Origin of the sequence: Wolbachia endosymbiont (group A) of Epagoge grotiana (assembly GCF_947251775.1) — a bacterium.
Taxonomy (GTDB): Bacteria; Pseudomonadota; Alphaproteobacteria; order Rickettsiales; family Anaplasmataceae; genus Wolbachia; species Wolbachia pipientis.
The window spans coordinates 730,832-748,192 of record NZ_OX366387.1; the positions used below are offsets into that span (position 1 = coordinate 730,832).

The 17,361-nt window shown below is 32.3% G+C and carries 6 protein-coding genes and 1 pseudogene; 1 reads left to right on the top strand and 6 read right to left on the bottom strand.

Annotation, left to right across the window (positions count from 1 at the left end; genetic code table 11):
* The first annotated feature begins 110 nt into the window (after positions 1 to 110).
* Complete coding sequence (locus tag OPR50_RS03415) at positions 111 to 1,064, top strand: Rpn family recombination-promoting nuclease/putative transposase (protein ID WP_264704340.1); 954 nt, start codon at positions 111 to 113, stop codon at positions 1,062 to 1,064.
* Between the two features lie 356 nt (positions 1,065 to 1,420).
* On the opposite strand, the gene OPR50_RS03420 is transcribed toward OPR50_RS03415, so the two are convergent.
* The 6 genes and pseudogenes from OPR50_RS03420 to OPR50_RS03445 all read right to left on the bottom strand — a co-directional run bounded on the left by OPR50_RS03420 (position 1,421) and on the right by OPR50_RS03445 (position 17,322).
* Complete coding sequence (locus OPR50_RS03420; protein ID WP_265024269.1) at positions 1,421 to 10,333, bottom strand: latrotoxin-related protein; 8,913 nt, start codon at positions 10,331 to 10,333, stop codon at positions 1,421 to 1,423.
* Positions 10,334 to 10,646: 313 nt separating this feature from the next.
* Positions 10,647 to 11,004 (bottom strand): annotated as a pseudogene (gene tnpA / locus OPR50_RS03425) (IS200/IS605 family transposase).
* A gap of 488 nt (positions 11,005 to 11,492) precedes the next feature.
* The gene (locus OPR50_RS03430) at positions 11,493 to 13,886 is read right to left on the bottom strand and encodes a hypothetical protein (protein WP_265024270.1); all 2,394 of its coding nucleotides are present in this window, start codon (positions 13,884 to 13,886) and stop codon (positions 11,493 to 11,495) included.
* Complete coding sequence (locus tag OPR50_RS03435; protein WP_265024271.1) at positions 13,883 to 14,554, bottom strand: hypothetical protein; 672 nt, start codon at positions 14,552 to 14,554, stop codon at positions 13,883 to 13,885. Before OPR50_RS03435 ends, OPR50_RS03430 begins: the two co-directional genes overlap by 4 nt.
* Positions 14,555 to 14,569: 15 nt before the next feature.
* Positions 14,570 to 15,940 carry a hypothetical protein gene (locus OPR50_RS03440; RefSeq protein WP_265024272.1) on the bottom strand — a complete coding sequence of 457 codons (1,371 nt, stop codon included), beginning with the start codon at positions 15,938 to 15,940 and terminating at the stop codon, positions 14,570 to 14,572.
* Between the two features lie 56 nt (positions 15,941 to 15,996).
* On the bottom strand, positions 15,997 to 17,322 hold the full coding sequence (locus OPR50_RS03445; protein ID WP_264339118.1) for an IS4 family transposase: 1,326 nt from the start codon (positions 17,320 to 17,322) through the stop codon (positions 15,997 to 15,999).
* Positions 17,323 to 17,361 lie beyond the last annotated feature (39 nt).

The window sequence follows — 17,361 nt, forward strand, 5'->3', positions numbered from 1 at the left end:
CATGTTAATACTACCAAACAAAGATATACAAAAACTTCTATGTTTGCATTTTAGTTGAATATTTCTTCAGAATTGTGTATAATTATTAATGCTTTTTAGGTACTCTTGCTATGGCTCTCTCGAAGTTTCTCGATCCAAAATTAGACTTAACATTTAAAAAAATATTCGGTACTGAAAAAAATAAGAATATCCTTATCCACTTTTTGAATGATATTTTAGGGTTTACTGAAATAAATACTATACAAGAAGTCGAATTCCTTAGCACCATTATGGACCCTGAAATTGCTTCTGATAAGCAGAGTATTGTTGATGTCCTGTGCAGGGATTCTACTGGGGCAAGGTACGTGATTGAGATGCAACTCGCTCGTGATAAAGGATTTGAAAAACGCGCTCAACTTTACGCTGCTAAGGCTTATTCAAGACAGGCTGATAAAGGCGGTAAGTATATTGATTTAAAGAAGGTTTTCTTTATTGCTATTTCCAATTGTAATTTATTTCCTGATAAGCTTGATTATATATCTAGCCATACCATAAGAGATGAAAAAACTAACGAGCATGATTTAAAAGATTTTCAATTTATCTTCATTGAGTTGCCAAAGTTTCCTAAGAGCAGAGAAGAGCAGCTAGAAAATGTAGTAGATCGTTGGCTATTTTTCTTCAAATACGCAGAAGAGACAACTGATGAAGATTTAAGAAAAATAGCAGAAAAGTCACCGATAATAAAGTTAGCATATGATGAGTTAGATAAGTTTCATTGGAATGAGAAAGATCTTGTAGCTTATGAAGAAAGGGTAATGGATTTACAAAAAGAAGCTGCTATCTTAGAACAAAAACTTGACGATGCTAAACATGAAGGAATCCAAATTGGAGAAGAGAAGGGCAGGAAAGAAGGCATCCAAATCGGCCATGAAAAAGGTAGACAGGAAGGCAAGGCAGAGGGCGAAAAACAAGCTAAAATAGCTGTGGCAAAAAAACTACTTAAAGCTGGTGTCTCTACTGATATCATATCACAAACTACAGGTTTTTCTCATTCTGAAATTTCACAACTCAAAGAAAAAACATAATATCCCTACTTATTCACTTCAACATTGATGAAAATCTTTCCTAAATTAGACATATCCCCTAATTAAGAATCTAGTGAACTGTCTAAAATGGCTATAAAGATTGCACATAGAATTATATAAATTACTATCATAACATTACCCAAACTTCTATATCAAAGCTACGTGCTGTAAGTTCAATATGGAAAACACATTAACCACTTATTTACCAATTCTAGTCTTGTATTTCTTATTCCTATTTCATCCATTTTAGTATTGGGATCATCAAACTTAGTCTGGTATCCCTAATTATTTTGGCTACCCTCACTTTAAATTTTCCACTACTTGGCATATTATAGCTCCACCTCTTATATTATAACCTACCTATTGAGATTACCTCCAAGTTTGGTTACTCCTATCTCAGAAAGACAATTTGATACTTCTGAATAGCTGTGAACTGAAGCATTACTTAAATAACTTTGAGGCTCTAAATTCATTTGCTTTGCACCATCAACTTCTAATCTACCATCTCCGTTGTGTAATATCTGCTCTATTGATTGACTTAGCAGCCCATTATTAAATTGAGCTATAAACTTGTCAAACTTTTTAGAACTTAATTTACCAGGACATCCTGCTTCTCTACTAGGACATGCTTTCTCTAAATACGAGCTTAAAACTCCTGAGATCTCATTAAATTGACCTCTTACGACTTTTCTAACAATATCTTTCTGCATTCCCATATAATCAATATTTAATCGATGCATTGATACACCACTTTTTAATCCAGCTTGCTCTACTACTTTCTCAAATCCCTTTGTAATATCGAGTGCATAGCCCTGTGCTTCTAGTGAAGATATAGATTGATCTGCTGTAGAAATATACTTTTGACCCGTAACCTTTCTAACAAGCACATCAAGTAACATTATCGTACTATTTACATCTATTGGCGCATCAACTTGTGGTATTGAACTTGCAGTATTTGATGTTTCCTCAGGTAAAGCAGCTCTAGAATAAAATAACCCACCTACAGAACTTTTCACCCAACTAAACAAATCATTTATCCATGAAGATGGTCTTGTACCATTACTTGTAATATTCTCACTGCGACGATGACGAGTTTGCTGTCTGCGTCTGCTATGTCTATGCTTGTGAGCCACAGGTTGATCAGATAACATCATTACTTCTGGTTCTGTACAATTGAAAACGTCATGATAAACTTGTTCCTTATGTTCTTTTTTCACAACATTCACGTTTCTTGCAGTACTTATTTCTTCCTGATGATCTTCTAGAATTATTTCCTTATCAGCAAACTTTATTGATAATGTTGCCATTTTAGGTTTTTCATAAAACTTACTGAGTGTAATAGTACAGAGATCGTCTTTAGTAATACTAGCATCAAAAGCATTAGTTATCATTAAATCATTACCATTACTACGAACAAACGTATAATTTCCTCCTTTTCTAGGCGTGATAAGCTCAGTACCTTTTTCCACGTCTTGATTCGTTACCACAATAACTTCTTTATCCTTTTCAAACATTAAAGGCTGTGGTTTTAAACTCCATTCATCATTATCAAGGCTGATTCTCATAGGAACGTTGTCCATAATTACATGAGTCTTGTTATACCAATTAACCCCATCTTTTAATCTAACGGTAAAATACTCATGTTTTTCACTTATCGATGAATCTCCTATTGGCTTTTCTACTATTGCTTTTAGTAACAAATCACTTGCAGATTTAAGAACTTGTAATTTAAAATTATTTGAGAACTCACCTCTTGCTTGTTGTACTAAGCTTCTTAAATCAATCGTATCTACTGAACTTTCTACATCAAGGTCATAAATAACCACTTCAGGTAGAGGAATTTCAAACCTTTTGCTTTCAGAATCAATCACATATACATTTTCACCACCATTGCCTACTAAGTGACTCTTTTGTAGTGGATTATTATGTATTACCTCGTAATTTCCACTTCCTATTGCAACAGTTTCATTGCTTAATAGTGATTGTATAAAGAATGACATTCTATTTAGTCGATTTGCTACAACTAAGTAATCCTTTATAATTTCATTAACAGATTTATTAGTGTTCTCAAGCATGTACAGGTTACCCTTATTTCCTACTTTTATTTCAGTATTATTACCTAGTCTATAAGAAGGATTAGATGCACCAGAGATTGTTATATTAAATTCCTTGTCTGACATTGGTGAAAAATTGAACGTGATTATATGTGAAGTCTTATTTAGTACATTTATATTTCTCACGTCGACATTTTTTATCTGAGCAGGCTCATACTCAAATGCAAAAGTATTATTTAAGTTCAATGCTTCAGCAGTATAAATGAAATCAACTTTAGCGCTACCAAGTGCATATGGTACTGTATAATGGAAATTACCTTCCAATGCACGATTAAATATTATAGTATTAGGTCTTACTGTCATTTGCATCTTATAAGTACAATTATTATTATCTATTACTATAACATCCAAATTATTTTCAGCACCGCCTTTTCCATCTAAAAGCTGTGTATCACATGTACTAAATATACGGTCTACCTTACCTTTCCTACCAAGAACCCTGTTCATTCCAAACGCTTTTAATATATGATGATTGTCATATATTATATCTCCTCTATCTAAAACGACATCTACATTTTTAGCTTTCAAAGCAAATCCTGTAAGATCTAAAGTATTAATCCCATCTTCTCCATACAAGTATCCCCTTATAGAATTTCCCTGTAAAATGAATATATCGTCTTTACTACCACCTTGATATTGTTTATATCCACTATTTACTACAAAGATATTTGCACTATCTATAAATCCTTTTGCATAATCTTCACCTTCTCCTAAGTTAATTAGAGTATAACTTCCTGTTTTATTAGTAGATAAGTCAGTTATGCCAATTGCATTTTTACACAAATAAGATCCATAACTTGGAACACGTTCATGATTTCCTTTAGGTAAACAAAACAATTCTCCACCACTTGGATTATCTGGCTTTGCTCTGCTCCATTTTATATCAGTTCTTTTTCTATCAAGCTGTACTGTACTGTCTAAATCTACCTCAAACTTAGTTGTACATTTCTCAGAATAACGTGTAACTGTGCTTGCTCTAAGGCATCCACCCCCAAATCCTCCACTAGCACATATACTTGTTTTATATGGTACTCTACGACAAGAATCTACAACTGACTTACCAGTAGGAAATACATAGCTTTGAATATCGCTATGTTGCTTTAAATACTCAAGTCCTTGCCTTACTAATTCATTACTTACTTCTTTTTCTTGCAATAACTCTTGTATATGATTTTCAGGTTGCATACCTATAAACGCACGTAAACCTTCAATAAACTTCTCTTTTCCAGTTAAATGAATAAGCTCATCAATTTTATCAACTCTCTTTACTGCCATGTAAACATCAGTACCAACAAATACTACAGCGCCAATTGCAGCTCCAATAGGACCAGTAACACTTGATACTCCTTCTAGTACTTCAAAAGCTTCAGCAACTTCTATACCAATCTCTGCAGCGTCAACTCCCAAGTAAATACTATCTCCTACTACGCCAACCAGTGCTTCTTCCGTACCATTTTTAAATGCTTTCACTTGATTTACTAGATCATAGACAACAAAAGCAGAAGTACCACGAGCAAGGAAAGGAGATGCTGCTCTTAAAGATGTACCAAGTAATAACTTTCCTTCTGAAGCTAATTTTAATCCTTTAAGAGAAGCAGCTTCAGCAACTTTAGCAAATCCTTGACCACCGGCAATAAAGCCAACATTAACTGCTACACCTTGATAATCTCCATTTAGAAAGTCAGCTAGAACATTTTTAGCCATCATTCCATGCATAGTTATACCAGAAACTCTTCCTACTCTATTTAGATGACTTATGACTTTTTGATTACCAATCAGCTTATTAACCAAACTCTGAGATTCACCGGTAACCTTTACCCCACTTGCTAGCTGAATTAACTGATCACGTTTTTCTTCTGCCAGATCTTTAATATAATTAACGAATTTTTCGCTATCTATCTTAATTTTGCTTAAATCTCTTTTCTCATCTTTTTCTGCATTAAATTTATCCACATCTTCCCAGGTGAATAAACATTCTCCTTCAGCGTTTCTTTTCTTTCTACCTTTTAAGCACTTCTGTAATGAGGGTAGAGTTGGATTTTGTTTATCAAGTGTTAACTTGTCAAGAAAAGGTTTTGCCTTCTTATATTCTTCACTATTAACTTCTAAAAGTATGAGATTTGCTCGACAATGTGATATTGCTTCATCTATATTACCAACCTTATCATACAAATGAGCAAGTTGATTGTGTGTATATGAAACACTTTTTTTAGTCTTTAAAGTATACTTATGTTCTTCACCTAAGCTACCTTTTTGAAACTCATAGACTTGTTGATAGATTTCTAATGCTTTTTTGTGATGTTCTAATGCTTCCTCTGGATTATTTGATGATTTTGACGAGCCAAGTCTATTATTTACATAAGCAACATTATGCATAGCTTGTATAATATCTTGTATAGTTTTTGAATTTGCTGGATGAGTTTCCCACTGCTCTTTTTCTTGAATTCTCAGTACCCGACTGTACATTTCAAGAACCTTGTCATAATGGCTTAATGCTTCATTTAGTTTTACCTCATCTGTGAGGCCAGATAATTTTAATTTAGCAAGATTGTTATTAACATATGCAATGTCACGAATATTCTTCACAATATCTTGGCCAAGTACTGAATCAGTTGCTTTTATTTCATAAACCTCTTCATAAATTTTAAGTGCATCTTCATAACTTTTTAAAGCTTCATCTTGTGATTCTTTTTCTTTACTCAAAGCAAAAGATCTCAGCTCATACGCCATATCACTTCTGATTTTTAAAATGTCAAGATACTTTGGGGAATATTCCAAAATACTCACATATTTTTGAGACTTCATAACTTTATTGTAAGTACCAACTAGATAGAATTTACTCCAATCATCAATAGAGCGATTAAGTGATAATTCAATCATTTTTTTATACAAAGCTTCGTATTCTTTATAAGCTTCCTTGTATTCTTCTTTTAAATGTTTTGTATATGCTATGTCACTTGAAACTAAAAGGAAAAAACTCTGTGTATCTTCTTGCGCATTAAGTTGTATTCTATCCTTAATATCTTCCAAAGTCCTTTTTGCAGTGTCATATTCTTCATCTTTCTCATTTTCTATAACTGCTATCCTGCGACGAATCTTTAATGCGTATAAATCTGAATTATCAATCTGAAGTAGCGTACTAACTAAATTCTCAACTCCTGCACTATTTAAAATCTTATGTAGGCTTTCGTAATCCTTTTTATAGATTAATTCCTCAGACACTCTATCCAATAAATCTAGAGTACTTTTTATTAGATCGATTCTTTGCTGATCTAAATTATTAGCATTTCCCGGTATTATTATTTCGCTTAACTTGTTTAAAATTTTATTAGCATGAACTTCATCTTCAAGTAGCTGATAAAGATTACTTACATTATCTATTCTTATTCTTTCACAAACTTGCTTATAGAGCTCTGATTTGATATTTTCTCTATTAAGACTTACATTATTTTGACCAAGTATTGTTAGAAGTTTATCATCGCTTATCTCTAACAGCTTTTTAAGATGTACAACACGTAAATTACTTTCTAATAATTTTTCTATTATTCCATTGAACGCATCAAAATTAACTAAGCCTCTACTTATTAGTCCACTTTGATCATTAAGTTGATCTCTTACAATCAATTCTACAATGTAAGGAGAGAGATAATTTATTCTTAGTAACTTGTCCCAAACTTGACTGGAGAAATTTATGTTATTATGCGTCAAGAAGCTAAGAAAAGTTTCGTCATTAAAAGCTTCCTCTACATTATTAAAGACGTTTTTATATTGGCTAGCTATACTGTCAAATAGCTTAAGTATGTTTACAACAAACCTATCAGTACTGACATCCACTCCATTGATATTTACTATCTCACCTTTAGGAATACTTTTGAATTTTTCTTCAGTAGATCCCTTTTTAGCTTGCAAGCTTTCCCTCTTGCCATAAGATTCGATTATATCACTAATCTTAAGATCCTTGCCTTTCCCTTTTATTTTAGATACAGTACCAATATCATCATAAATTCTTTTAATGAACTGATCCCCATTTATGTTGTTCCCACCTTTCACATATAGATCAACGATTGATTCAAAGCTGGGTTTTAGTATTCCACATTTTTTTTTCAATTCCTTTGCAAGTTGCACTTCGATTAGCTTATATTCAGATTCATATGATGAACCCTTTGAGTACAGTTGCTTAAGGAGATTAAAATGCTCATATACATACAACCTCATATCACTTAGCCGATCATAATTATCAGTAAGCTGATCATACCGTTGTGGTAATGAAGGACCTTTTTTCTTTCTTTTTTGTATTTCATCCTCATTATCAATAAAATGCATTAACTTAACATAGTTGCTTATGAAATTTCTAAGAGAATCTTCTGATGATGTTGATGGTTCCAGCATTGAGGCTATAGACTGAAAGGTAACAGCTTTGTTTTGATCTCCAAACTCATCAGCAACATAATTAAAATCTTTTAAAAGTTCCCTTAATGAATTTTTGAGCTTTAGTTCTATTGTATTTTTTGAAAATTGAAGAGTAGATCCTTTCAATAATTCATAAATTCTTTGACTATAAATATACTTAAAGAAAGTGGGTTTTATTTTGTCTATAAACTTTTTTAATTCAAACTTTCTGGCTATTTCACTCTCATATTTGTGAAAGTTATGCATAAGTTCATTTTTTTCTTTTTGTATATTTCGTAATTCCTCTATTTCTAACTTTTTATCTTTATTTTTCTTTTTATCACTGTACAAACCTTCTAACAAAGGTATAACATTTACAACTAATTTAAACATTATCATCTGTGTATCTTTAGATGAGTAGGAATTTGTGTTAACTAACTTCCTAAAACTATTAGATAAATACTCTTTTATTTCCTCTTCTGTTTTAACTTTATAAGAGATCTTTTCTATTTCACCCTCTGTTTTAAAGAAGGAGTCAACCTTGATTTCATGAGTACTATCAATTGTCTTTCTATTTAGCTTATCTATTATTTGATTCAAGTAAGTTTGCAACTTCCCAAAGAACTCAACTCTACTAACTCCATCCCTGATAAATTTATTTATATCGCCACATTCGATTATAGTATTTATATTACTATCACTGCGATGCACTAAATTCTTTGAACGTATTATATCGATAACTTTAAAATCTTCATCTTTATGGTTATCCTGCCCCATAATTCGTGTTCTAATCCTTCGAAGCTTTTCACCTAAAGAACGCGAAAGCTCCACATCCTCTAGTGCAATTGACTCCAGAAAAAGGATTAAAATATTAGATTGTGCTTCAGTGAAATCTTTACTAATTAGCTTAGTCCTATACTGTTTAATATACTTGTCAATCACAGATTTACATCTTACAATTTTATCTTCTATCTTGTTTCTTGCCTTTAGTCTATTAATGACTCCTTCTATCTCTTTTCCTGAAACCGCTTTCTTTAGTTCATCCTTGGCAAGAGTAATGTAATCATGGTTCTTAAAATAGTTTGTTACTACCTTTGCACTTTGTAGAATAAACAGCTCAATATCATTATCAAATTTAGATAACAGTGTACTTATATTATCTCTGGCAAATATTGGAATAATACCTTTTTGAGAAAGTAAATTTTTGATATTATCCTTGTAAGTATTATCGTTTGCAACACAGTAGGCAACAACTTGCTCATCGCGAAATCCAACAGTTAATATTGCCCCATGAGTATCATCAGAAAAAATTATAAACGTAGCTTCACCATTTTTGTCTCTTTTTAGTTGTGAACATAGCAAATCCAGTTGATTTTCTAAATCATCATAACCTACTCTTTTGTACTTATTATTCTTACCAATTTCATCTTTTAAACCTTGACCATTCTTTGGTGGCTTCATTTTTTCCAATTCTGCATTGATTCCTATTGAAAAGCTTGGCCTCTGTTCTAATATTACTTTTTGAGTGCTTCGTTTCCCTTTAAATATTACTTCTAAGTTTTTTAGTGCAAATATTCCAGTGTTAAAATCTGTTTGCTTGACCTCAATATTTGGACAGTGAATATTTTCCTTTTTTAAATGTTCCTTTAGATTATCGTCTACTTTTTTTCCAAGAGGATCAATATAGTAAGCAAAAAACTGTTCGTCACGATAAACAATAACTAATGTAACCCAGTAAGAGCTACCTAGATCTACTATATAAACTAAAGGTTTATTATTTTGCTTTACTTTGTCTAATAGTTGACTAGTGCATTTCCTTAAAAGTTCATTTGTATCAACTACATCAAATATTACTGCACTGCTATCTCCTACACCCCAATCATATTCAATGTCTGCAATATTAATAATGTCCTTTTTGGTAAGCGGAACTTCATTTCCTTCATCTGAGTCACCACTAAAAGGAACTGGATCGTTTTTCGAACTGGTTTTCAAAACTCGAGAACTGTCCTTAAGCAGCTTATCATAATAACCACAAGCAATATCTTGATCGAGATGGTAATTATAGTGGTTATTATTTACATAAGATAAGCTGATGCTGACACGTTCAACGTTGTTGTTATTACCCCGTCCAACTATTGACCTATCTAAGTAACGGCTAGTAATATCAAGATCGATATTAAACCTTTCCATCACAGCACCTATTTCTGGGTTATCTGCCCATGATGAAACATCAATACTGTCAATTCTCATATTTTCTATATATTGCTCTCTTTTACTTTCTACTATATGACCAAGAAGACGTTCTTGTTCAGAGGAAACATAATCCACTACACGATTACGAAATACTCTTCTCATTAACTCTTTAAGTGAATCATTTTCAGGATAACCATAAAGAGGATTATAATTTTGAAGGAAATTTCTAACTTCAGCTTCTTTTTCAAGTACGTCAGGAGGATGACCAAACCTCTGATTATAATTGTGATTAAACTGCTGATCACTATCATCTCCAAACAAATTCCTATATCTTCTACTAAAACTTTGCTCATCGTCTTTTACAGGAATCAAGTAAGCCAAAGCAACGGACCAGAAAAAACAACTACCGTCTTCCGGTGCTTTAAATGCTTTGGTGTTACTATGATTACCGTTAGCACGTCTAATACGCTTTAAGAAAGGTTGCTGTTCTGACTGTCCCTTGCTTAATAGCTCATTGATTTTCGAATTAACCCCTTCCCCTTTTAGATAGTCTGTTGAATGTTCAATCTTCATAATAAAGCCCCCTAGCCATATTCAAATGAAAACTTAATGTTGTACTAGATATAGCTATATGCTAATAAATACAATTGGCAATGCAAGTAATTTTTATATATATTTTGACATTTCATCTATTTTGTTTAAGTTTTTGTGCTGAGCTTATAGAAAAGCTTTTTTCTATCTTTAAACTTTGCTTTTGCTGTAAATCAGCTCAATTCCTCTTTATTACTATCAAATAAATTATTATTAATTCAGCAATATACTTGACTAAGAATTTAATTCAACCACTATGGATTGAAATCCAAAGATTGAGAGAGAGCATAGAATGCTAACTTTCGACTTGAAAGTCACCAAATTTATCTTCTTTTTTAGAGTGATTTTCAATATAATTTTTTATCATTTCGTCAGTTACATTTCCGCTAGTTCTGACAAAGTTTTCCTTTTATTAACTGCACTAACTTACTAATACTTAAGTATGGGGGTACAGAAACGTATACATGTACATGACTTGACGCAACTCTACCTCTGATAATTTCTACTTGATTATCTCCACATACTTCTTGTACAACTTCTTTTGTTTTCTGACCAATATCTCCAACTAATACTGGATATCGATATTTTGTTATCCACACTATGTGATATGTACACTCATATACAGAGTGACTGCTTTTTCTATAATATTCCACATTCTTTCAAATTTTTCAGCTTAAAATTATATTCTTGAAAGGATGGTCCAGGGTTTTTCTCCCAAATTTGGGACAATAAAATAGCTATTTTCAGCACTCAAATCAAGAGACGTGAGAAGTTTTTTCTTTGAGATGTGTTGGTCTACCGCTAGATCTGTGCGAACTTTACTATATAACAATTTTACCATACCATAAAATCAGTTATATTAGCCTACTTTTGCCACATTTAGATATGAACTAATTTGCTTAGCTTTGTTGTAACAATTTTACGTTTTTATTTTTACAACCACGTTTTTACGCAACGCGTTCTCGCAAATATACGTACTATTTTTACGTTTTTGAAGAAAGTAAATATTTAATTTTTTTGCGACGCTAATAAACTTGTGTTTTTATAAAAAATAATTTTTTGATATTCTCTATGATAGAAAGGATATATAAAACAATATTTACAAATTCAAACCTTTCACACTATAGAAACTCCAAAACTCTTATTTCCTCCAAGAAGGTCCTGCAACTAAAGATTCAATATCCATGTCCTGTAACGCACTAAGAGGTAGATCTCCATTTTTTAGCTGCAATAGTAAGCGTTCATAAGCTTCATTTTTTGCTTCTGCATCTTGAACTTTTGCTTCTGCATCTTGAGCTTTTATTTCTGCTTTCTTTCTTTCCTTTATTACTACCAATAATTCCTTTTTATCTACCTTTTTTTTGTTTTTTTGTGACTCTTCATATTTTTCTTCTTCAGTTTTGAACCTATTCTTTAAATCTTCATATTGTACATTTAAATTCTCAATATCTTCTCGTTGCTTAGTTGACTTATATTCGCTTTTTAAGTGTTCATATTCATGACATACACTTATATATTCACCTGCCAAACCTTTTTGATTACCAGTGTTATAGTCCAAGACAAGGCACAATTTAGTTCCTAACTTAACCACTCCTGACACTAACTTGTCTTCTCCTTTAATACAGTAGTGTTCTGCTAACTCTTTATAGCTCACGGGCTTTGCCGTTTCTTTAGACAGGTAAATTAGCAAAGTTTCCATTACTTCTTTCTCTTCTTTTAATTCTACCAACCTTTTTTGATATAACCTCAGCCTTCTCTCATCTACAAAAGTGTTGAGTTTTTCTTGCTTTATTTTCCTTTTGCACCTATCTATCTCTTCTTCATCCCACTCATGGAGAACTTTCCATTTTTTTGCAAAATCCACCTTACCAGCACATACATCCTTTAAATAACTAATTTCTTCCTCATACCTTTCTATCATCGGGTCATACAATGGTACAAAATACTCTACTAATGATTTCATTCTTTCCTTTTTTTCTTTCAGACACTTTTCTCTTTCTTTAATTCCCCTCTCATCATTTTCTATCTCATTATCCAGATCCTCTATTTCCTCTTCTTTTATTCTCCTGTGGTTTTCTTCTATGTCTTCCAACTGCTTCTTTTTCTCTCTATGCAAAAGTTTCTTTTGTCCCAATACAATGTATTCTCTTGCTAATTCCCTATATTCAACTAATATTTCATCTTTCCCATTCAAAATACCTGCTTTTTCGCTTCTATAATTTTCCATCTTAAATGTACCCGGTGACCTTTCGCACTTGAAAAACCTTTCATCCCAAATGCTATATCCAAAATTAGCACCCTCTGGCCCAACCTTAGAGAAAAGATGCTTATAAACTGCCAGTGCCTTTTTTCCTCTGTCTTCCAAGATGTGGTGTAAATTCCTCTCTTCCTCCTCTCTTATCTCTTTTATTTTTCCTATTCGCCAAGTTAGAAACTCATCTAGCTGACACGAAGTGTAGGAACAATTTGTATATTTTTCAAAATCATCAAGTATTATGAATATCGGATTGTGTATATTTTCATTAATTAATGTAAAAATCTCTTTGGCTTTTTCGTGCTTATTTCTGTCTGGGTGATATTGAAATAGCATTTTTTTTAGCACATACACTAATTCAATATTATAATCACCTACCAGCTCTAATAAACCAAGTGATTTTAAAACTTCTCCTAAAGTGGCCTTTTCGTAATCTATTCCACTTAATATTCTGTACAAATTTTCAATGCTTTCATTTTCAGATATTGCTCTATTTTCACAATAAGAAGGAACAACTTTCCAAAAAAACTTCCTTGTTTCATCAAATAGAGTACTATACCTGTATCGTTCCTCTTTATTGATCTTTATGCTACTATATTCTCTAAGGCGAGATACATGTACTTCAAATTCATCATTAGTTATCTCCCCGCTACGTAATGCCTCCACATATTTCAAAAATCTTTTTCTTGTCTCTTTATGGTTCACAAGTGTTGTTGCAAGAAGGTGCTCTTTATACTCTTTAAAGGCTTCGCTACTAATACCATGTAAATATGTTACATGCATCTCAAACTCTGAAACATCTACTAATCCTCTTATTGACTCAACATAACCTGAATACCCTTCATTCCTTGGATGACTCAACATAACTTTCTCACTATACACTTCAACATATTCTTTAATTCTATTTGCAAAACATAAGTCAAGTAAACCTGGCCACCAAGAATACCCAGCATACCAAGAAATGGCAGACAATACTGCCCAACCCGATAGAGCTAATAATTTCTTTTGCCCATTGGGCTGAATACATAAAACCAGTGACCCTAACCAAAAAGAAAAAATTAATGCTCCTGCTTGCCAAGTAATAGTCCTCCTTCTGCTTGCATAATAGGACACATCACCGCTCAGGTAGAATGCTATCTTCTGCTTGCCAAACTCATCAAACAACTTCCCTACTTCTACGTAATTACTTGGAATATGATCACTTTGCCACTCAAGTTTTTTGTATAGAACATCTTTTAGCTTTTTACGTTCTAAAAACTTGATAAATTCTTCTATTGTCATTTTTTCTGAGAAGGTCCTGCAACTGGAAATTCAATCTCTATATCCTTCAACGCACTGAGAGGTAATTCTCCATTTTTTAGCTGCAATAGTAAGCGTTCATAAGCTTCATTTTTTGCTTCTGCATCTTGAACTTTTGCTTCTGCCTTCTTCCTTTTTTCCCTCTCCTCTTCTTTTACATTATCTCTATCCTCAGCTACTATAGTTTGACCAGTGCTTTTACATGGTTGATCTGGCTGACTAAGTTCATCCATATATCTCATTCTATTACATATGATATCTCCAGCAAGTTCACTAAATTTAATAGATTTTGTATTGAAACAAGATGCACTCTCACTACTAACCTTCTGTGCGTTTTCAAATGCTGACAAAACACTTGATAAATTAACCCACTTTTCCTCACTCTTTTTTATATTTGCTATTTCTGTCTCTATCTCCTTACATCTTTCGTTAAATATATCACTTCCTGCTACTACAGAGCATTGTAAATATTCTAAAAAAACTTCAAACATCTCTGTTGCTCTGCCTAAGTCTTCTTGTGCTATCTCTAACTCATTCTGAGCATTTCGTCTTGCATTCCATGGTCTACCTACGTCAACTGCAGTACAAGCTAAACAAGCACTAACATACAAAGCAGCATATGCTAAACTATACCACGGTATAACAACCATAGGAGCTAGTGCAGCCTATTTCCATGAAGGTCTTGTGTATTCTTTTTTCTTAGAATTGAACTTCTTTTGTAACTCACATAGAACTTTTTGTTTTTGCATGATCTGCTCTTTGATAATTAACTTATGTTTATCACATTCTACTAAGGAATCTGCGGCTTCTTTGACTACAGTATTATCAGGTAAAGTGTCCCTGATTTCTGTAAGAGTAAATATATCCTCTACTTTAAATTCTTCAAAATTTCCTACTGACTGTGAAGACCCTTCTACAACAAACTCATAAAATGTTTGAACATCTAGGTTTAAGCGTAAGCTTGCTTTAATTGACGGCATATCGCTATACAACTTTCTAATCACTAAAAAGCCTGGTTTCTTTAAGATCTCCCCATCTAGTTTTTCCTTTACTTTCACTTTCGTTTTATCTTCCCTTTCTCTTTCTAAATTAATATTAGCACCATTACATATTAATAATAATGCACTATTTTGCTTTCCTTGCGTAACTGCCTCCAGAAGCATATCATCCAGAACACTTTGTTCTGCTTTCATAACTTTATCTGGTCTCACCTCATTAATTATTAGCTCAAGTATTTCCTTAAACTTATTGTTACACTTGTTGATTTCTTCCCTTAATCTTGTGTTTATTCCCTCTACAAAAGACTGATAGTCTAACTTACTATTGTCCACTAATTGATCCATCATTATATCTTGTAGATGATAAAATTGCTCTTCACTGCACCTATCACTAACAGTTTCTTTTAAAAGACGTGATATAACTTCTAGAGTGAATTGATTTCCTAGCTTTTCGATAAATACGTCTTCTCTTCTTATATCCTTAGGAAAGCATTTATGTAATATGTGCCCCTCTCTTTCTTTTACGTCTTTCTTTACTGTATTCACTAATTCATTGTACCACTCTCTCAAAAAAGAACGATCTTTTATTTTTCTTAGAGAGTTCTTATATTTAGTAATTTCCCCTTCTTGTACTATAATTTTTCCTCTAAGAACACTTAACTCTTCACTAATTTCCTTTTTTTGCCCCAAACTTCCAAAATAATTTCTCTCCATAACCCCTTTCACAAAGTTCTTTGATTTATGAACAAATGTATCATACATTTTAACTATTTGCTTCGTATCCATAGAACATAGACTACTTATTTCAGTATTACGTACATAACTAATAAGATCCTGATCTGAAATTGATGAGTACATATAATCAGTATTACAAATAGAATCATAATTTTTATCCCTTTTATTAGTTATAGGAAGTAACATATTCGTTAATAATTCCTCTCTTATATCTCTACTGATATCTGAAACTAACCTAGAATATGAATTTGTATTGTCGCTAATACATAATGCTCTACTTTGCTCTTCATCCTCTCTTGTCATATTATCTTTATACTGCTTTAAACACCTCTCCTGTACTTTGTACCATACGCGTCAAGTTAAGAGATTGTGAGCAAATTTAGAGAGGTTAAAGTGGATACTCTAGCCCTTCTACGTTTGTCTTTTAATGAAAATCGCGACCAAGTTATAGTGAGTTTTTTAAGAAATGCTTTTAAACTATTAATTTTGGTTAATACTAAAAATAACTCTCTAACCCGCCTTTTTAGCTCAATAAATGCCTTTGTTAAGCTAAGTTCTGTATTCTTTTTCACTTCTGTGCAACCAACTATGCCGTGAAATATAAGAATTGCGCACAATTTAGCATATAGTTCACATAATACTCTGCATGGCTTTCCTTTTAGCTTATCAAGCCTGATATGGCTTTTATACAATTTAAATAATAACTCAATTTGCCACCTTACTCTGTAAATCGTTAATACTTGCTCAGCACTAATTTTATTTTCTGGAACATTAGTTATAAATATTGACCAGTTCAACAATTTTTGATTTCTTTTAGAGGATGTATATCCCTGCGATCTTGCTAATCTATTAGCTTTCCTTCTTCTGGCCATAGACTGTTCTTCAGTTAGTTTCTGACATATAATTCTTACTCTAATTTTTGCTTCTTTTCCTAACAATACCTCGTTTTCTAAAAATAACTTATCCTCTAAACATTCTAATAACTCCATTTTTTGATTTGTTTCTACATCATATATGTTGGTATCGGATTTATAACGACTTATGAAATAAGCTCCTATTTCATTGATTTGTTTAAAAGAACTTGGCACAAAATAACCGAGATCAGATATTAGCAAATCATTGCTTAATATATTACTTAAATGTTTCCTATATCCCTGGTCTGATCTTACCCCCTCCGTTAAATTAAGTTGGTCTATTATCTGATTCATGTAGTCGAAAACTAATTGTAACTTTATTCCAGACTTAGTATTGCTTTCATAGCCACTGTAGCTAGTACCATAACCTTTATACATCTCTTCCATACTGTTAGGTAGAGTAATATAGCTACTGTCCAATAATTTAACACTATTAAATTGCTGTAAGATTTTGCAATCAACTTGCAAGATATTTTTAAAGAGAATCACAGATTCATTATACATCCTTTTCATAAATTCCACTGCTTCTTCAGTAAATCTAAAATCCAAACCTTGTTTTGTTATATCTATCGAGTCCTCGTTTAGTAATTGACACATTGTTTCTACGCTACAATTATCAACTCCTATATTACCCAAGACCATGGCTTTTACGAATGATGAACCTTTTAGCTTTCTCTTTCTTTTTATAAACCTTGTTGTAATTGAGATTTTCTCTGCTTTTTCATTAAAAAATTCTTTGAGCTTTTTTGATAAGCAAGTTATTTTATTCATTGGTTCTCTCACTAAAAGTATATCTGGGAGAACTTATAC